This is a genomic window from Citrobacter amalonaticus (genome assembly GCF_037053465.1).
GTDB lineage: Bacteria > Pseudomonadota > Gammaproteobacteria > Enterobacterales > Enterobacteriaceae > Citrobacter_A > Citrobacter_A amalonaticus_H.
The window spans coordinates 383,259-401,512 of the sequence record NZ_JBALIF010000004.1; the positions used below are offsets into that span (position 1 = coordinate 383,259).

The window sequence follows — 18,254 nt, forward strand, 5'->3', positions numbered from 1 at the left end:
CTTTTTTATTAGTGCGCGCCTCCGCCGCCACCGCCCGCGCCAAACGGTGGTTTAGCGAACCAGACCAGGCCGAGCAGTATCAGGAAGATCCCCGCTGACATCCAGAAGATCTCATTGGCTGAAATAATCAGCCCCTGATTGGTGATCTGCTGTGCTATCCAGCCTGATGCCTGTTGCTGTGTCATGCCCAGTCCCTGAAGCTGATCGTACATCGCCTGCGCGTTCGGGTTATACGGGGTCACCGATTCGCTCAACTGCGCATGGTGCATCGACTCCCGGTTCGTCCACATGGTGGTCGTAATGGATGTACCGATTGACCCCGCCAGCGTTCGCGTAAAGTTGGATAAGCTCGATGCCGCCGCCAGACGTTCAGGCGGTAAGCCGGAAAGCGTGATGGTCGTGAGCGGCATAAAGAAGCACGCCACCGCGAAACCCTGGATAAACTGCGGCCAGGCGGATGCGCCGAAGTCCATTCCCGGTTCGAATGTCCATGCCCGCCAGTAGAAGCAGACGGCGTACATGATAAAGCTGAATGTTACCAGCCGGCGCATATCCAGCTTATGGGCAAAGCGACCAATAATCGGCGACAGGATCACCGGAATAATCCCGACTGGCGCAGAGGCCAGACCTGCCCACGTCGCGGTATAGCCGTAGACCTCCTGCAATAGCTGCGGCAATAACACAATCGCGCCAAAGTAGAGCATATAGGCCAGGCTGATACACAAGCAGCCAATGGTGAAGTTTCGCGACTTAAACAGCGAGAGATCGACAATGGGGTTATCGTCAGTCAACTCCCAGACAATCAGGAAGCTAATAGCGACCACCGCCACCACGGTCAGAATGACTATCTCCTGCGAGGCAAACCAGTCCAGCTCTTTCCCGCGGTCGAGCATAATCTGTAGGCTACCGATGCCAATGACCAGCAGCGCCAGCCCGACGGCGTCAATCCGTCGTTGCTCGGTACGCGTTTCGCGGCCCCGCAGCGTTTGCAGCGTCATCAGAACGACCGCAATGCCGATCGGCACGTTGATAAAGAAGATCCAGCCCCAGTGATAGTTATCACTGATGTAGCCGCCCAGAATCGGGCCGCAAATCGGCGCGACAATCACCGTCATCGACCATAACGCCAGCGCGATTGAACGCTTAGCGGGAGGATAGTTGTTAAGCAGCAAGCTCTGCGAAAGCGGAATCAGCGGCCCGGCGACAATCCCCTGCACAACGCGGAAGAAAATCAGCATATTCAGGCTGCTGGAAACACCGCACGCCCATGAAGCAACGGCAAATGCCACCGTTGACCACATGAACAGTTTCACTTCCCCGACGCGCTTCGCCAGCCAGCCGGTGAGAGGGATCGAGATGGCGTTCGCCACCCCGAAGGAGGTGATCACCCACGTCCCCTGGCTCAGCGACGAGCCAAGGTTCCCGGCGATCGTGGGGATCGCCACGTTAGCAATGGTGGAGTCCAGCACCTGCATGAATGTCGCCAGCGACAGCGCAATCGTCATAATGACGAGCTGCGCGCCTTCCAGCGGTTTTTGCTGTTGCATCACACGCACCTCAGATTAGCCCGCGTTGGCCTGCACAATCTCTTCGATCAGTTTATTCACCGGCGCAAGATTGATCTCCCGGGCATTACTTTCAGAGACCGGCGTGGTGCGAACCTGGCTGGCCAGTACCTGACCGTCGCGGTTAGCGGTATCAATGGTGACAAGCGTGGATAAACCAATCCGCAGCGGATGTTGCGCCAGTTGCTGTGCGTCCAGTTCGATACGCACTGGCAGACGCTGAACCACTTTGATCCAGTTACCGGTTGCGTTCTGTGCTGGCAGCAATGAGAAGGCGCTGCCTGTTCCCATATCCAGCCCCACGACTTTACCGGTGTACTTCACGTCATCGCCGTAAATATCGGTGATGACCGTTGCTGGCTGGCCGATACGCATATGGGCAAGCTGTGTCTCTTTGAAGTTTGCGTCAACCCACAGATTGGTGGCTGGAACCACGGCCATCAGCGGTGTCGTTGGGCTAATCTGTGCGCCAGGCTGAACGGCGCGGCGCGACACATAGCCGGTCATTGGGCTAACGATTCGGGTTCGTTCCAGCGCCAGCCATGCGTTACGCACTTCGGTTGCGGCCTGTTGAACGGCAGGCTGATCTTCCAGCTTGCTGTTCAGAATCATCGCCTGATTCGCGTTGTATTGCTGAACAGCGACATCAAGCTGCGCCTGTGCGCTGGCGACAGCATCACGCGCATGTTGCAGCTCTTCGCGGCCGATCAGGTTAGCGTTACCGAGGGGGACACGACGGTTAAAATCGCTCTGCGCCTGGGCGAGGGCGGTTTTCTGCACGTCGATATTCGCCTGCAACTGTTTACTGTTGATCATTAACTGATGCGTTTGACGAACGCTGGAAGCCAGCGCGGTTTTGGCTTTTTCAAATGCCTGTTTAGCATCGGTTTGATCGAGCGTAACGAGAACATCACCCTCTTTCACAAAATCCGTATTATCCGCCCAGACTTTCGTCACGCTGCCGGATACCTGCGCCATGATTTGAACCTGGTTCCCTGCCACGTACGCGTCATCGGTCTCTTCGACATGACGCAGTACCAAAAACCAATAAATCCCATATGCCACGGCAATAATGATAAAGAGCAAGGTCAGGAGGAGCAGCGCACTTTTACGTTTGCCTTTCTTCTTAACCGGTTGCTGCGGGGTGTGAGTCTCCGCATTTGCGCTCATGTTGTTCTCCACGATCTTATTATTCGTCGGCTGCGCCGAGCGGTCTACCAGAAAGGCCAGCACGTTACGATACTGGCCTGTCAGTTTTCTTTCTTAATCTGGATTATTGAGCGAGTCGACGCGTTAGCTCAGCGCCTCAAGAATGGCACCATCCTGGTCCATCTGATCAAGGCGAGTCAGAAGCTTACGGGTGATGTGCTCAAGCTGGTCTTTCTCGGCAGTGCTAAGTACAGACCAGAGTTGATGCAGGCAGTTATGCTGCGGCGGTAACACTTCGCGCAGAAAAGCATGGCCTTTGTCGGTCAGTTGCAGATGCAGGCAACGACGATCGTTGTCGCTTTCACGGCGCTCGATCCAGCCGCGCTTTTCCAGCTCATCAGCGATACGCGTCGCGTTAGTACGGGATGAACCCAGCGCGCTACTCAGTTCAGAGGGCTGAATGCTGTGGTTTTCCTGAGACTCCAGCGTGATTAACGCCATAAACAACGTCTCGTTAATCCCTTGAGCTTTCAGCATTTTATTACGGTTTTCCAGCAGCTTACCTTGCATGTGCATGCAAAGGCGGGTGAGCAGAATCTCCTGATAGGGAAAGTCCTCATGGCGGCTGGCGCGAAATTTTAGCATTTGTTCAATGGGCGTAAACGAACTATCCATTTGGGCATGACCTCATTAATTTCAGCCGATATAGTAACGACAGTGACAAATAAAGTAAATGTATTATTAATTTAAAATGATTCTCTTGGGTTATAAAATAGCCAGCATTTTCCCGGCCACTCCATAGCCCGGAGCACTCAGTAAGGCAAGAGAAGAAAACGTTCTCAATAGGGCTAAACCCAGGACGGGTCGCATTGAGACCAAACGCAAAGGCAGCAGGAACATAGTTTATGACGATCGGTAAGCTGTCGTTGACTCCTTCCATAAGCGTAGCCGGACAGGGATCGGACAGAGATGCGGGCCTTTCCATAGAATTTTGCGCGTTGTCACCAATGTTAAAATAACCCGATAAATAATTCCTGACACCTTAACAGACAGGGGGGCTCCTTAACACCCTAAGGAGCCCAAACAGAGGTAAACGCTTGCTAACCGCTTAAATAGCGGCTTCCTGGCGGTGAAAACCTCGCCACCAGACCAGCATATTAAGTATGGCAACGGTCGCCCCTGCGAGACAAACGCCCAGCCATCCGGCATGCTGCCAGGCCGAGGCGGAGATGAGCGATCCAGCGGCGCCGCCGATAAAATAGCTGGTCATATAACCGGCGGTCAGGCGGTTACGCGCCTCAGGATAAAGGCGATAAATAACTGTCTGATTGGTGATGTGAACGCCCTGTACCGTCAGATCCAGCACCAGTATCCCGACAATCAGCGCCAGCACCGAGGCATGTCCAAACCAAATCGCCAGCCAGGACAGCAGCAGTAAAAACAGACCCCAGGTAGTGGTGAGATGAGAATGCCCTTTATCCGCAAAACCGCCTGCAGGACGCGCACCGAGCGCGCCTGCGGCCCCCGCCAGACCAAACAGGCCAATCATCCCTTCGGAATAGTTAAACGGCGGGGCGGCGAGTAAAAAGGCCATCGAGGTCCAGAGAATGCTGAAATTGGCGAAGGTCAGGCAGCCCAGCAGCGCACGCGTGCGCAGGAGTGTGTCGCGGGTAAACAGACTGAACACCGAACCCAGCAATTGCGGATAGTTCAGGTGCGTTTCCGATTTTACCTTCGGCAAACCGCGCCACAAGGCGATAGCCATCAGCGCCATCAGAATCGAAGCGACCCAAAAGACCGTGCGCCAGCCGCCGAGATTCGCCAGCAGACCAGCCACGGTTCGCGCCAGTAAAATCCCCAGCAGCAGGCCGCTCATGATAGTTCCGACCACTTTCCCGCGTTTATCCGGCGTGGCAAGCGTTGCCGCCAGCGGCACCAGAATCTGCGCCACGACGGAGAAAAGCCCGGTAAGCGCCGTACCGAGGATCATCATTGCCAGCGACTGGCTGCTGGCGGTAATGAGCATCCCGCCTGCCGCCAGCAGGGTCATGGAGACGATCAGCGTCCGGCGTTCAAACATATCGCCAAGCGGAACCAGAAACAGCAGGCCGGCGGCGTAGCCTAACTGCGCGGCGGTGACGATAAACCCGGCGGAACTGGCGGAAAGCGAGAAGTTGCGTGCGATGGTATCAAGTAGCGGCTGGGCATAGTAGTTGCTGGCGACGGCCAGACCGGTTGCCACCGACATGAGAACGATCAGTGCCGGGCTTAGCCCGTGGGATGTTTTTGTCATTATGTTTGCAATCATGAGTCAGGTGATGATTTCTTGGGAAATCAATCATAGCGGATGTTTGTGACGGTGGGGGAGTTGTCGCGTGCCGGATTGTGCGGTTCAGGTGGGGCGTGTAGGCCGGATAAGCGCATCGCGCGCCATCCGGCATTCAGGAGGGGATTACTGCTGCGCTGCCAGCGCTTCTTTCACCCAACCGTCAAACTGCTGCTGGTGGGCTTTGATCCAGCCGTCAACATGACCCTGAACATCAGCTTCCGACGCTTTGCCGTTATGCATCATCGCGTTCTGTGCGTTGATGTCCGCCAGTGGCAGTTTCATGATGGCAAACAGCTTCGCCGCTGCCGGGTTTTTCTCCGCCCAGGCTTTATTGGCGACGATGTGCATGGTGTTCACCGGGAAGCCATAGTTCGCGCCATTCGGCAGCCTGGTATCGATATCTTTCTGCTCGCCTGGCAGCGAGGAGAACGGCACCTGTAACCAGACTACATCTTTGCCCGGTTTCATCACATCACTCACCCAGTAAGGCGTCCAGGTGTAATACAGGACCGGTTTGCCTTCTTTAAAGCGAGTAATGGTATCTGCCATCATCGCCGCGTAGTTGCCGTGGCTGACCTCAACCGTTTTTTCCAGATTAAACGCTTTGTTCTGGTGGTTAATGACGGCTTCACAGCCCCAGCCCGGCGAGCAGCCCATCATGTCGGCTTTGCCATCGCCATTGGTATCAAAAATTTTGGCAATCTTCGGGTCTTTCAACTGGGCGATATTGGTAATTTTATACTGTTCAGCCGTTTTTTTGTCGATCAGATACCCCTGGGCTGCGCCGGTGACAAACACCCCCTCGCGGTAAAACTTTTTGCTCCCGCCTGCTGCCGCATACATGTCGTCATGCAGCGGCTGCCAGTTCACGGCGGTAAAGGTGGCATCGCCAGAAGCAATCGAGGTGTAGCCGACGTTATAGTCGACTTCACTCGGTTTATTGACGGTATAACCCAGTTGCTCCAGCGCGCGGCTGACCAGCAGCGTCTGGAAGGTTTCTTCAGTGATGGTGCTTTGTACCGGTTGGACGGTAATGCCTTTGCCTGGCAGGTCGGCAGCGAAAGCGCTGGTAGAGACAAGGGTGGCAAACGCTGTGGCAATCATGATCTTCTGTCGCATCGTTGTTCCTTAATTATTGGAGGGACGTGTAGGCCCGGTAAGCGGAGCGCCACCGGGCAACAGGTGAATTACTTAATGAAAGGGCGTGTGATAAGCCCGACAGGACCGGTGGTATACCAGCGACGGTTACCCCGACTACGTGAATCGCGGCCCACGGCCTGAGTCAGACGGTCCAGAATGATGGCGAGGATCACAATACCGACGCCACCGACCGTCGCGAGGCCCATATCGAGACGCCCGATACCGCGTAGCACCATCTGACCCAGTCCCCCGACGGCGATCATCGACGCAATCACCACCATGGAGAGCGCTAACATCAGCGTCTGGTTGACGCCCGCCATAATGGTTGGCATCGCCAGCGGTAACTGCACTTTGAACAGCATCTGACGCGGGCTGGCCCCGAACGAACGGGATGCTTCGATCAGATCGGCTGGCACCTGGTTAATCCCAAGGATCGTCAGACGCACAATCGGCGGCAGCGCAAAGATGATCGTCACAACTACGCCGGGGACGTTACCGATACCAAACAGCATCACGATTGGAACCAGATAGACGAACGCAGGCGTCGTCTGCATCGCATCCAGCAACGGGCGGACGATCTTCGCTGCCCGCGGGCTGCGCGCCAGCCAGATCCCCATGGGCAGGCCGATCACTACGCAGAACAGCAGAGCGGTCAACACCAGCGCCAGCGTAATCATCGCCTGTGACCACGCACCGATGGCGCCAATCGCAATCAGGGAAATCAGCGTTGCCACGCCCATTCCGATGCCGGAAATCTGCCAGGCGATCAGAGCAAAAACGATTATCGCCACGGGCGCAGGCATCCCCAGCAGCAGTTGCTGGAAACCGTTCAGAATGTAATCCACCGGGACGCGAATGCCCTGGAAGACGGGACGAAAATGGGTGACCACCCAGTCAATCCCTTCTGTGACCCAACTGTCGAGCGGGATCAAGGTCTTATGGAACGGGTCCATAATGTTAAAATGTTCAGGCGCTGGCGCAGGGGCGCTGGTGAGCCAGTCGGCGCTGCCACTGTCGGCAGGCGTTCCTGACGGCGTGCCCCAGGCGTCAGCGGATTGTGCGGCGCTATCGGCCGCAGGTGCGGTATCCCACGGATTGGATTGATCAGCCATTGTTTGCCCCCTCGCGATCTAAAGCCTGTAGCAACATTCGTTTTGAAATAATGCCGACATACTGTTGTTCCTCATCGACCACCGGCACCGCACAGGGGGCCTGACCGACATGAGAGAGCAACTCGCTAAGAGGGGTTTGTGCATCCACGGCCAGCGGCTCGTCGATCAATGCCCCTTCAATACCTTGCGCCTGGCTTAATGCCGCTTTTAATGAATCAATAGACACGACGCCGACAAATTTATTGCCGCGCTCAATGACGTAACCATATTCACGATCTTCATCCTGCAATAATTTCAGGGCCGATCGCGGGCCGAAACCGGGTGTTTTACGAATCAGTCCGACCGGGCTACGGCGGGCAATATCTTTCGCGCTAAAGACCTGGCTAATATCGACGCCGCGAAAGAAGGTGCGCACATAATCATTGGCCGGATTATTCAGAATTTCATCTGGTGTGCCGACCTGAACGACTTCACCATTTTGCATAATGGCAATTCTGTCACCAATACGCATCGCTTCGTCGAGATCGTGGGAAATAAAGACGATAGTGCGCTGATGTTTCGCCTGCAGTTTTACCAGCTCATCCTGCATCTCGGTACGAATTAAAGGATCAAGCGCGGAGAAGGCTTCATCCATTAATAAGATATCGGGGTTAATGGCTAATGCGCGGGCAAGACCAACGCGCTGGCGCATACCGCCGGATAGTTCATCCGGATAACCGTGCGCGTAATTTTCAAGGCCCACCTGACGTAAGGCGTCCAGCGCTTTTTCCCGGCGTTCTTCTGCGGATACACCGGCCAGTTCCATGCCGAATGCCGTATTATCCAGTACGGTCATGTGCGGCATTAACGCAAATGACTGGAAGACCATCGCAATCTTTTTTCTGCGCACCTCGCGGAGTTCGGCATCAGATATTTTCGCAATATCAATACCGTCGATCAGTACTTGTCCGCGGGTGGGTTCAATCAGGCGATTGAGAAGGCGTACCATTGTGGATTTACCCGAGCCGGATAATCCCATGATGACAAATATCTCGCCTTCTTCAATGGCCAGACTGGCGTCTTTAACGCCAAGCGATAGCCCTGTTTTTTCCAGAATTTGCTCTTTCGAAAATCCCTTTTCAATATATTTGAAGGCGCGTTGCGGATGCTCTCCAAATACTTTATATAGATTTTTAACTTCTAATTTAATTGCCATGCAATAGAAAGATTCCTGTTATTTATTTATGTCGATATTCTACCTGATAGAAATAGTTACCTTTTTCTACCCTAACATACTGAGAATCTGAGACAACCCTGAATGTGGCATCAAATGAAATAGGGCGAAGGGCAAATTGCCGTGACTTCCCATGATATAAGGGCTGAGAGCAAATCAACGCTAACGCATATTTTTTGTAAGGACCACCAAAAGCACGCCTGAATTACAGGAATTCAGGCGAATATTGCGACAGCTATTGAGTGTAGAACACCCTGAAATAATTGGGTGATAAAAACATGAGTGACGTAAAATATTAACGCAATAAGTGTAGTGATATTCCCTTAATCATTGGCGTTAAAAACTCCAGTCTTCGTCTTCTGTCCCGACGGCTTTACCCATGACATATGACGACCCAGAACCGGAGAAAAAGTCGTGATTTTCGTCCGCGTTTGGCGACAACGCGGCAAGAATCGCCGGGTTCACCTCCGCCATTTCCGTCGGGAACAGGGCCTCATACCCGAGGTTCATTAACGCTTTGTTGGCGTTGTAACAGAGAAACGCGTTGACCTCTGCCCCCCAGCCAGTGTCGGCATAGAGTTCGTCCGTATAACGCACTTCGTTATCGTACAGTTCCATCAGCAGATCGAGGGCGAAAATCTTCAGTTCTTCACGTTGAGATTGTGAAAGTTTTTCCAGCCCTTTCTGGTACTTATAGCCAATGTAATAGCCGTGAACCGCTTCGTCACGAATGATCAGGCGGATAAGATCCGCAGTGTTGGTGAGTTTGCCGCGACTGGAGAAATACATGGGCAGCCAGAAGCCGGAATAGAAGAGGAAGGATTCCAGAAATACGCTGGCAATTTTCTTCTTCAACGGGTCATCGCTGGCGTAATGGCCGAGGATAATCTGTGCCTTTAGCTGTAACGGCGCATTTTCCTCGCTCCAGGCGTAGGCGGCGTCGACATCCCGCGTCTGACACAGCGTAGAAAAAATGGAACTGTAGGAGCGGGCGTGTACCGCTTCCATAAAGCTGATGTTCGACAGCACCGTCTCTTCATGCGGGGTGATGGCATCAGCCATTAACGAGGGGGCGCCTGCGACGTTCTGAAGGGTATCGAGTAGCGTCAGGCCGGTAAAAACGCGGATAGTGAGCTGTTGTTCGGCGGCATTCAGGCCCTGCCAGGCCGGGATATCGTTCGATAACGGCACTTTTTCCGGCAACCAGAAGTTACTGGTCAGGCGGTTCCATACCTCCAGATCTTTGTCGTCCTGAATCTTGTTCCAGTTAATGGCGCTTACGCGTGATAATGTCATTCCGCTCTCCTTACAGTGCGCACGAGACGCAGCCTTCAATTTCCGTGCCTTCCAGCGCCCGTTGGCGCAAACGGATGTAGTAAAGGGTTTTAATGCCTTTTCGCCAGGCGTAAATTTGTGCTTTGTTGATATCGCGGGTGGTGGCGGTATCGGGGAAAAACAGCGTCAGAGAAAGCCCCTGATCGACATGACGCGTCGCCTCGGCGTAAGTATCGATAATTTTTTCCGCTCCGATTTCATAAGAATCCTGATACATCTCCAGATTTTCATTGGTCATGAACGGGGCCGGGTAGTAGACGCGCCCGGTTTTGCCCTCTTTGCGGATCTCCACTTTCGACACAATGGGGTGAATGCTCGACGTCGCATGGTTGATATATGAGATTGAGCCGGTCGGCGGCACCGCCTGCAAATTCTGGTTATAGATGCCATAGCGCATTACCTCATCACGCAGTTGCAACCACATATCGCGTGTCGGAAGCGTGATGCCTGCGCGGGCAAACAGCGCGCGGACTTTCTCCGTTTTAGGCTGCCAGTTGTGCGCCAGATACTGAGTGAAATACTCACCGCTGGCATAACGCGACTGCGCAAATCCGGCAAAGGTTTGCCCGCGTTCGCGCGCCAGCTTCATTGATGTGTGAAGCGCATGCCAGGTGATGGTGTAGAAATAGAGATTGGTGAAATCCAGACCCTCTGGCGAACCGTAGGCGATGCCTTCCCGGGCCAGATAGCCGTGCAGGTTCATTTGCCCCAGGCCGATGGCGTGCGATGCGGCGTTTCCCGCCGCAACCGAAGGGACGCTGCGAATATGGCTCATATCTGAAACCGCCGTCAGTCCGCGAATCGCCGTTTCCACCGTCCGGCCAATGTCTGGTGAGTCCATGGTATGGGCAATATTCAGCGAGCCAAGATTGCAGGAGATGTCATGCCCGGTCTGGGCGTAATCGAGATTATCATCGTAAGTGGAGGCGCTATTGACCTGCAAAATTTCCGAACACAGGTTGCTCATATTAATGCGGCCCGCGATCGGGTTAGCACGATTCACCGTGTCCTCGTACATGATGTAGGGATAGCCGGATTCGAACTGAATTTCCGCCAGCGTCTGGAAGAAATCGCGGGCATTAATGTATTTTTTGCGCACGCGTTCGTCAGCAAGCAGTTCGTCATACCGTTCGCTGATGGCAATATCGCCGAAAGGCTTACCGTAAAGACGCTCAACATCATAGGGAGAAAACAGCGCCATTTGCGCATTCTCTTTCGCCAGACGGAATGTGACATCCGGGATCACAACCCCTAACGAGAGCGTTTTGATACGGATTTTCTCGTCCGCGTTTTCGCGTTTCGTGTCGAGAAAACGCAGTATATCCGGATGATGTGCGTGCAAATAGACGGCGCCAGCCCCCTGACGCGCCCCCAACTGGTTGGCATAAGAAAAGGCGTCTTCCAGCATCTTCATCACCGGGATTACCCCGGAGGACTGGTTTTCAATGCGTTTAATTGGCGCACCAGCCTCACGCAGGTTAGAGAGTAAAAACGCCACGCCGCCGCCGCGTTTGGAGAGCTGTAGCGCAGAGTTCACCGCCCGGCCAATTGACTCCATATTGTCTTCAATACGCAGCAGGAAGCAGGAGACGAGTTCACCGCGCTGCTGTTTTCCGCAGTTTAAAAAGGTCGGTGTCGCCGGCTGAAAACGGCCAGAGAGCATCTCATCCGTAAGTTGTCGCGCCAGCGTTTCATCGCCCTGGGCGAGCGTCAGCGCCACCATCACCACCCGGTCTTCGAAATGCTCCAGGTAGCGTTTGCCATCAAAGGTTTTCAGCGTGTAGCTGGTGTAAAACTTCCAGGCGCCGAGGAATGTCTGGAACCGAAAGCCGCTGGCGTGAGCCTGAGCAAACAGCCCCACAACGAAAGCGCGGTCGTAACGGGCCAGCACGCTTTCATCGTAATACCCTTCACGCACCAGCGTCTCCAGCCGTTCCTGCTGGCTGGCAAACGCGACGCTGTTTGGGCGTACGTGGGCAGCAAAAAAGGCATCAACAGCCTGCCGGTCTTTATCAAACTGAATACGCCCGTCTTTGTCGTACAGATTCAGCATGGCGTTCAGCGCGTGGTAATCCAGCGTTTCTCGCATTACGCGTTCTGCGGTTGTCGTTGCCAAAATTCGATTACCCCTTTTCGAACGTTGTCGATATCGTCTGGTGTGCCCATCAGCTCAAAGCGGTAGAGCCACGGCACGGCGCATTTTTTTGCGATCACGTCGCCCGCGCGGCCATATGCCTCGCCAAAGTTCCGATTGCCGGAGGCAATCACCCCACGAATAAATGCCCGGTTATGTTCATCATTTAAAAAGCGAATCACCTGTCGCGGGACGGCGCCTGCCGTGCCTCCACCGCCGTAAGAAGGCACGACCAGAATGTACGGTTCGTCTACCCGGATCCGTTCACGTTCGTTCAGCGGGATGCGAATGGCGGGCAACCCCAGACGCAGCATAAAGCGGTGCGTATTTTCGGAGCTGCTGGAGAAGTAGACGAGCGGGTTCATGCGCTGGCCACGCGCGGTTGCGGATGCAGCCGGTTGATCATATCCGGACGGAACCCCGACCAGCTCGTTTCACCGGCAATGACAACCGGCAACTGACGAAAACCCTGCGCGCGCAGCGTATCCGCTGCGTCGGGCACCAGATCGACGTTCACCATTTCAAATTCAAATCCACGGTTTTCCATCGCGCGTTTGGTGGCGTGGCACTGAACACAGTCATTTCGAGTGTAAATGGTAATGCTCATGATTCGTATTTCCATCTAAAATGAGAGAACGGCGCGAAAAATCGCGTCGGGTTGGTTGTGTACTGATACAGATGATACTAGATGTAGTTGAAATAAGTTTCAACCATACAAGATATGGGAAATTTAGCGCAGTTATTCCCCGTTAATGCGCTCAACGGGGAGGGGGGATTTTGCGAGCAAAACAACGGGGACTTTTGCGAGAGTCACATCCGCATACTTACTGCGAGACGGTTAAAGCAGTTCATCAGGCCGATCGCAAAAGTGAGATCGCTGATTTCGCGGGCGCTGAAGTGCTTAAGAAGAGGCAGATAAACATCATCTTCGGCGTGCGTCCTGGCAATGTCGGTTACGGACTCTGCCCATGCCAGCGCGGCCTGTTCCTGTTCACTGAAGTGATGGCTCACCCGCCAGCCTGCCAGCGCATCCAGTTTGCTTTGCGCCACGCCAGATTTACGTAGTGCTTTGCTGTGCATTTCAAGGCAAAACGCGCAACCGTTAATTTGTGAAATACGCAGGTAAATCAACTCCATTAGCGTCGTGTCCAGCGCACTGTTTTCCAGCGCTGTTTTTGCCTGTACGAGCGCGTTATAGACTTCGGGGCTGAGCTCATAATAAGGCTGGCGTAACGTCGTCATTGTGTTTCTCCTCATGTTGATGGCCCGCAATGTAGCACTATAATGGACTGCAAAAGAGAACCATATTTTATCAAAAAAAGCAGACCATATGCCGCGCTATCAGCAAATCGCCCGTCAGTTAAAAACCGCCATTGAACAAGGCGAGCTTAAGCCCGGGGCAAGGCTTCCCTCCAGTCGAACCTGGTCGCAGGAGTTAGGTATTTCGCGCTCGACGGTGGAAAACGCCTATGCGGATCTGGTGGCGCAGGGCTGGCTGGAACGTCGGGGGCAGGCGGGCACATTTGTGAGTGACCGACTGCATCCCCAAAAAGAGGTCAGTGCTCCTGCCTTTTTTGCCGGGGAAAGTTCAGTTCCTCAGCCCTTTCAGATGGGGCTTCCCGCGCTGGATCTCTTTCCGCGCGATATCTGGGCGCGGGTCATGGGGCGTCGGTTGCGGACTCAGACGCGGTTTGATTTGGCACTCGGCGACGTGGGCGGTGAAGCCATTTTGCGTCAGGCCATTGCGGACTATCTGCGGGTTTCGCGCAGTATTGATTGTCTGCCGGAACAGATATTTATCACTTCAGGTTATGCCGCTTCCATGACTCTCACTCTGCGTGCGCTGGCAGCCCCAGGCGATGGCATGTGGATTGAAGATCCAGGCTTTCCCCTGATTCGTCCGGTGATTGAGCAGGAAAACGTTACGCTGATGCCGGTTCCCGTGGATGAAAATGGAATGAATGTTGCGGTTGGCATCCGTGACTACCCGGATGCGCGTTTCGCGCTGCTAACGCCCGCCCACCAGAGCCCGCTGGGTGTTGCGCTCTCGCTGTCTCGCCGTCATCAATTACTGGAATGGGCTTGCGACAGGCAGGCGTGGATTATTGAGGATGATTATGACAGCGAATTTCGCTACCACAGTAAACCGTTGCCGCCGCTGAAAAGCCTTGATGCGCCGCAGCGTGTGATTTACGCGGGTACGTTTAGTAAATCGCTGTTTCCCGCGCTACGTACCGCATGGCTGGTGGTCCCGCTCAATCAGGTGAATCGCTTTCGCCAGCAGGCGTCACGCATGGCCTGTAGCGTACCGGTACTCTGGCAAAACACGCTGGCGGATTTTATTCATGATGGCCATTTCTGGCGGCATCTGAAAAAAATGCGACAGCATTACGCGCAGCGCAGGCAATGGACAGAAAGCGCCCTGAAAGAGCAGGGATTCCATGTGGTGGCGCAGGAAGGTGGAATACAACTGGTGATTGCGATCAAGGGAGATGATGTGGCGCTGGTGCATAAAGCCAATGAAGCGGGTCTGGCGGTTCAGGCTTTATGTCGTTGGCGGTTAAAAACCACCGGAGAGGGAGGGATACTGATGTCGTTTACCAATATCACTTCAGCAGAGATGGCCCAGGACGTTGCAAAACGTCTTCGCCTCGCGATTCAGTGAACAATATCGTTCGCCCCTGGGCAAAATATCTCAGGCCGGATAAGCGCTAACGCTATCCGGCACAGGCGTTACAATTATCGACGGAGACTCAACAGAGCGCCGACGAAGATCCCGACCGCGGCGGCGGTCCCCACGCTGCACCAGGGTTTTTCACGCACAAACGTATCCGCGCAGCCTACCGCATCGCGGGCTGCCTGCTGCATACGCGTCCGGCCATGCATTCTGGCGCGGGTTTCTTTCAGCAGCGCCTGCGCTTTGCGTCGTGCGTCATCCGCTTCGTCCTTCGCATCACTGCCCCATGACTTCAGCACGGCCTCCAGACTGTCCGCTAACTGGCTGACGTCATTCTGAATATCCTGTACGCCATCATCGACGTCGTTTCGGTTCGGTCGTTTAAACATATGATCCTCCAGTGATTTCGATGTGACGTTTAGTGTAGTCGATATTTTTCATTTCTGAGGCGCATCACGGCGTTATTCCGCGTTTATGGACTTTTCTGAAAGCGTTGTTAATGCTGAATCAGGTAAGGTTAGCCTGCAGTAAAGGATAACGAGGAAAAAATATGTATTTACGACCTGACGAGGTGGCGCGCGTACTTGAAAAAGTGGGGTTTACCGTCGATGTGGTGACACAGAAAGCGTACGGTTATCGACGTGGCGAGAATTATGTTTATGTCAATCGCGAAGCGCGTATGGGACGCACCGCGCTGGTGATCCATCCGACATTAAAAGAGCGCAGTTCATCACTGGCCGAGCCTGCCTCTGATATTAAAACCTGCGATCATTATCAGCAATTCCCGCTTTATTTGGCCGGGGAAACGCATGAACACTATGGTATTCCCCACGGTTTTAGTTCGCGAGTTGCGCTTGAGCGTTATTTAAATGGACTGTTTGGCGAAGCGAAGTAATTAAGCGACTGGCGTGGGCCGCCGCTTAATGATTTCAGGCTTTGGCTTGCTGGTAGCGACTGACTTTAAACAGGCGGCGGCAGTAATCAAGGAAATAGCCATAAACCGCCCCCATCATCATCGATATCACGATATTTGAACTCACAGCCGCAGTAATTTGGTGCCAGTCAGCGCCTACCGTTAGCAGAATAGCGACATAAACCGGGGACTGGAATGTAACGTAGGCCAGCACGTCTGCCAGATTTTTCATCCATCCTGCTGAACTCACCTTCCGTGATGCCTTCATAAAGAGATCGCGATACATCCCATAGGGCCAGGCAATCAGAATGTTGACCGGGATAGCGACCAGCCTGGAAGAAAGTGATTGTTCAAAGCTCATTCCGGAGAGGAAAACCTCGATCAGCATGTTCACGACAGAACAATAAACAACCATCGCGAACGTGTCTGCAACGGCATGACGCAAGCGTGACTGTGGTGAGAACATGCTAATGCTCCTTGTAAAAAGGGGAAACTCATCGTTTAACTTGATTGCTGTAGTGGTTTAGCGTGGTGTTTTCGCTTGATGATAGAGTATATTGCTGCATTGTAACTATCAACTAGCGTAATCTTTTTATTTTATCGCTTTTTGTCGATAAAATACTCTGTAATAGCCTGTTTTTTGAATCACACGGAGTTTTTGTTGCCGGGCTATTAAAAAACAATGAAAATCAATGTGTTGATTATTTTCCTGCCAGAAAGCTTCAACATGAAGTGAAAAAAGCGTTGTACGCTTAATCAAACCTGCTGATGACTATTTATTAGAGAATATAAAATAAAGATGCATATTATTATTTTTGATAATTTAAATACTCTTCTGGTCATCACGAGAAGAGTATTTAAACCATCATATCGCTGAGGCTGGAAAATACCCGAGCAATCGAATACACTACGCCATGTAGTACATTTTTTAGCGTTAAAAGGAAATTATTATGGAATTGATGTTACAGAACTTAAATAATATTCGTTCATTACGCGTAATGGCCCGCGAATTCTCCATTGACGTCCTTGAAGAAATGCTGGAGAAATTCAGGGTCGTCACTAAAGAAAGACGTGAAGAAGAAGAACTGTTACAGCGCCAGCGTGCTGAACAGCAGGCGAAAATTAATGGCTGGCTGGAGCGCATGAAAGCAGACGGCATTAATCCTGAAGAGTTATTAACCGGCGACGTTATCACCGCTCGCGTCGGGAAAAAGCGCCAGCCGCGTCCGGCGAAATATCGCTACACGGATGTCAGTGGCGAAATAAAAACCTGGACCGGACAGGGGCGGACGCCAAAACCCATTGCCAGCGCACTGGCGGCAGGTAAATCCCTGGACGATTTCCTGATCTAATAAAACGGGCGGTGAGATTTTCCTCACCGCTTATTTCCTTATATCACTGGGGGCGACGGTTCCACGGCATTTTGTCGAGGAGTCGTGCCATTCCGCAAAACCCTGTCAGTCCGGCAAATATAAGACCGGCCCCCACGAAACCGCTGAGTAAAAAGAATCCCTGACTCACGCTATAACCCAGCACCACGCCCAGTAGCGTCAGCCCGCCAGCGGCAATTTGTACCTGGCGCATCAGCGGCAGCGGTTGTGACTTATCTTCCGCAGTCGGCAAACCTGCGGCTTTCCAGCCGTCAATCCCGCCTTCAAGCAACAACACTTCCGCTGGGGCCGCAAGCGCCTGTAATTTCGCTGCATTGTTTTGTGTCCGTTTTCCGGACTGACAGTGGAAAATAATGCGTTCACTGCGCACGCTGGCCGGTAAGCCTCCTTGCTCAAGGGCGGAAAGCGGTGCGAGATGCGCCAGCGGGATATGCTCACGCAAATATTCATCCGCCTCGCGGATATCAATCAGTCTGGCACCTTGCGCAATCAGCGCCTTCGCGTCACGCGGGGAAATCGTCCCGATGGTCATGTTCACTCCTTATGGACAATATACGGTTTTCAATGTGGCGATCAGGGCATTCACCGCCGCATTTTTAATGGAATAGAGGATGCGCTGGGCATCACGCTGGCTGTCGATGAGCCCTTCTTCGCGCATACGCGCCAGGTGTTGCGACGTTGCGGAGGGGCTGAGCCCCGTTGCCCGCGCCAGTTCGCCGGCGCTGATACCCGATGAGCCACAAAGCATGCAAAGAATCAGCAGCCGTTTAGGGTTGCTCATTGCTTTGAGCAGGGCCGCCGCCTGTTCCGCGCTGGCCTGAAGTTGTTCCAGTTCATTCATATGTATTTTAGATTTTACTAAATTAAGTAAATGCTAAACTAAAAGTGAAACCCTTGCCAGTGTAAAGAGCGTAAAAGAGGGTAAAAGCGAAAGAGGAAACTGGCGAATTCCGTTAAGCTCACTACGCTTAGAGATAAAATCTCTTTTTAAACAATGAGTAATTTTGCTTGTAGGGAGTGAGTATGGGTTTCTGGAGAATTGTTTTTACGATCATCTTACCGCCGCTTGGCGTGCTATTAGGTAAAGGATTTGGCTGGGCGTTTATCCTGAATATTATCCTGACGCTGCTGGGATATATTCCGGGGCTGATTCATGCTTTCTGGGTGCAAACCCGTAATTAGTTCTTTCTTAACGGTTATTCAATGGCCCGATAGCGTGTCGTTATCGGGCGACGTCAGACACCGAGTTCCTGGAATTTAACGCCAATCTTTCTGCTACACTTCGTGAGTGTTTAT

20 protein-coding genes and 1 pseudogene are annotated in these 18,254 nt (G+C 53.1%); 4 read left to right on the forward strand and 17 right to left on the reverse strand.

Annotated features, from left to right (window positions below; all coding sequences use genetic code 11):
- Positions 1–8 precede the first annotated feature (8 nt).
- From emrB to WB371_RS09590, 13 genes and pseudogenes are all read right to left on the reverse strand, one after another.
- Positions 9–1,547 carry a multidrug efflux MFS transporter permease subunit EmrB gene (gene emrB / locus WB371_RS09530; RefSeq protein ID WP_336219817.1) on the reverse strand — a complete coding sequence of 513 codons (1,539 nt, stop codon included), beginning with the start codon at positions 1,545–1,547 and terminating at the stop codon, positions 9–11.
- Positions 1,548–1,562: 15 nt separating this feature from the next.
- A complete protein-coding gene (gene emrA / locus WB371_RS09535; RefSeq protein WP_336219818.1) occupies positions 1,563–2,735 on the reverse strand; it encodes a multidrug efflux MFS transporter periplasmic adaptor subunit EmrA in 1,173 nt (390 codons plus the stop codon).
- Between the two features lie 123 nt (positions 2,736–2,858).
- Positions 2,859–3,389 carry a transcriptional repressor MprA gene (gene mprA, locus WB371_RS09540; RefSeq protein WP_336219819.1) on the reverse strand — a complete coding sequence of 177 codons (531 nt, stop codon included), beginning with the start codon at positions 3,387–3,389 and terminating at the stop codon, positions 2,859–2,861.
- Positions 3,390–3,531: 142 nt separating this feature from the next.
- A pseudogene (locus WB371_RS09545) lies at positions 3,532–3,699 on the reverse strand (branched-chain amino acid ABC transporter permease); the annotation flags it as partial.
- 123 nt (positions 3,700–3,822) lie between these two features.
- The gene (locus tag WB371_RS09550) at positions 3,823–5,007 is read right to left on the reverse strand and encodes an MFS transporter (protein WP_336219820.1); all 1,185 of its coding nucleotides are present in this window, start codon (positions 5,005–5,007) and stop codon (positions 3,823–3,825) included.
- A 159-nt stretch (positions 5,008–5,166) separates the two neighbouring features.
- Positions 5,167–6,162 carry a glycine betaine/L-proline ABC transporter substrate-binding protein ProX gene (gene proX, locus WB371_RS09555; protein WP_336219821.1) on the reverse strand — a complete coding sequence of 332 codons (996 nt, stop codon included), beginning with the start codon at positions 6,160–6,162 and terminating at the stop codon, positions 5,167–5,169.
- 68 nt (positions 6,163–6,230) lie between these two features.
- A complete protein-coding gene (gene proW, locus WB371_RS09560; protein ID WP_336219823.1) occupies positions 6,231–7,295 on the reverse strand; it encodes a glycine betaine/L-proline ABC transporter permease ProW in 1,065 nt (354 codons plus the stop codon).
- Complete coding sequence (gene proV / locus WB371_RS09565; RefSeq protein WP_336219824.1) at positions 7,288–8,490, reverse strand: glycine betaine/L-proline ABC transporter ATP-binding protein ProV; 1,203 nt, start codon at positions 8,488–8,490, stop codon at positions 7,288–7,290. Before proV ends, proW begins: the two co-directional genes overlap by 8 nt.
- 354 nt (positions 8,491–8,844) lie before the next feature.
- On the reverse strand, positions 8,845–9,804 hold the full coding sequence (nrdF, locus tag WB371_RS09570; RefSeq protein ID WP_336219825.1) for a class 1b ribonucleoside-diphosphate reductase subunit beta: 960 nt from the start codon (positions 9,802–9,804) through the stop codon (positions 8,845–8,847).
- 10 nt (positions 9,805–9,814) lie between these two features.
- Entirely contained in the window at positions 9,815–11,959 is a 2,145-nt protein-coding gene (gene nrdE / locus WB371_RS09575) for a class 1b ribonucleoside-diphosphate reductase subunit alpha (RefSeq protein ID WP_336219826.1), read from the reverse strand.
- Complete coding sequence (nrdI, locus tag WB371_RS09580) at positions 11,932–12,342, reverse strand: class Ib ribonucleoside-diphosphate reductase assembly flavoprotein NrdI (RefSeq protein WP_336219827.1); 411 nt, start codon at positions 12,340–12,342, stop codon at positions 11,932–11,934. The genes nrdE and nrdI overlap by 28 nt, the downstream gene beginning before the upstream one ends.
- Positions 12,339–12,584 (reverse strand): glutaredoxin-like protein NrdH, encoded by a 246-nt coding sequence (gene nrdH / locus WB371_RS09585; protein ID WP_336219828.1) that lies wholly within the window; start codon positions 12,582–12,584, stop codon positions 12,339–12,341. Before nrdH ends, nrdI begins: the two co-directional genes overlap by 4 nt.
- Positions 12,585–12,787: 203 nt before the next feature.
- Positions 12,788–13,219 carry a carboxymuconolactone decarboxylase family protein gene (locus WB371_RS09590; RefSeq protein WP_336219829.1) on the reverse strand — a complete coding sequence of 144 codons (432 nt, stop codon included), beginning with the start codon at positions 13,217–13,219 and terminating at the stop codon, positions 12,788–12,790.
- 88 nt (positions 13,220–13,307) lie between these two features.
- On the opposite strand from WB371_RS09590, the gene WB371_RS09595 reads away from it, so the two are divergent.
- The gene (locus WB371_RS09595) at positions 13,308–14,642 is read left to right on the forward strand and encodes a PLP-dependent aminotransferase family protein (protein ID WP_336219831.1); all 1,335 of its coding nucleotides are present in this window, start codon (positions 13,308–13,310) and stop codon (positions 14,640–14,642) included.
- Positions 14,643–14,716: 74 nt separating this feature from the next.
- Here WB371_RS09595 and WB371_RS09600 read toward each other — a convergent pair whose 3' ends face one another.
- The gene (locus WB371_RS09600; protein WP_336219832.1) at positions 14,717–15,043 is read right to left on the reverse strand and encodes a DUF883 domain-containing protein; all 327 of its coding nucleotides are present in this window, start codon (positions 15,041–15,043) and stop codon (positions 14,717–14,719) included.
- A 161-nt stretch (positions 15,044–15,204) separates the two neighbouring features.
- Here WB371_RS09600 and WB371_RS09605 point away from each other — a divergent pair, with 161 nt between their 5' ends.
- Positions 15,205–15,549 carry a DUF2002 family protein gene (locus WB371_RS09605; RefSeq protein WP_336219833.1) on the forward strand — a complete coding sequence of 115 codons (345 nt, stop codon included), beginning with the start codon at positions 15,205–15,207 and terminating at the stop codon, positions 15,547–15,549.
- A 34-nt stretch (positions 15,550–15,583) separates the two neighbouring features.
- Here the strand turns inward: WB371_RS09605 and alaE are convergent, their stop codons facing one another.
- Positions 15,584–16,033: an L-alanine exporter AlaE gene (alaE, locus tag WB371_RS09610; RefSeq protein WP_336219834.1), complete on the reverse strand. Its 450-nt coding sequence runs from the start codon at positions 16,031–16,033 to the stop codon at positions 15,584–15,586.
- 484 nt (positions 16,034–16,517) lie between these two features.
- On the opposite strand from alaE, the gene stpA reads away from it, so the two are divergent.
- Positions 16,518–16,919, forward strand: coding sequence for a DNA-binding protein StpA (gene stpA / locus WB371_RS09615; protein ID WP_336219835.1), 402 nt, complete (start codon positions 16,518–16,520; stop codon positions 16,917–16,919).
- 43 nt (positions 16,920–16,962) lie between these two features.
- On the opposite strand, the gene WB371_RS09620 is transcribed toward stpA, so the two are convergent.
- Positions 16,963–17,490 carry a rhodanese family protein gene (locus WB371_RS09620; protein ID WP_336219836.1) on the reverse strand — a complete coding sequence of 176 codons (528 nt, stop codon included), beginning with the start codon at positions 17,488–17,490 and terminating at the stop codon, positions 16,963–16,965.
- A gap of 9 nt (positions 17,491–17,499) precedes the next feature.
- On the reverse strand, positions 17,500–17,799 hold the full coding sequence (locus tag WB371_RS09625; protein ID WP_336219837.1) for a metalloregulator ArsR/SmtB family transcription factor: 300 nt from the start codon (positions 17,797–17,799) through the stop codon (positions 17,500–17,502).
- A 182-nt stretch (positions 17,800–17,981) separates the two neighbouring features.
- Here WB371_RS09625 and WB371_RS09630 point away from each other — a divergent pair, with 182 nt between their 5' ends.
- Positions 17,982–18,140, forward strand: a complete 159-nt coding sequence (locus WB371_RS09630; RefSeq protein ID WP_336219838.1) for a YqaE/Pmp3 family membrane protein — start codon at positions 17,982–17,984, stop codon at positions 18,138–18,140.
- The last annotated feature ends 114 nt before the right edge of the window (positions 18,141–18,254 follow it).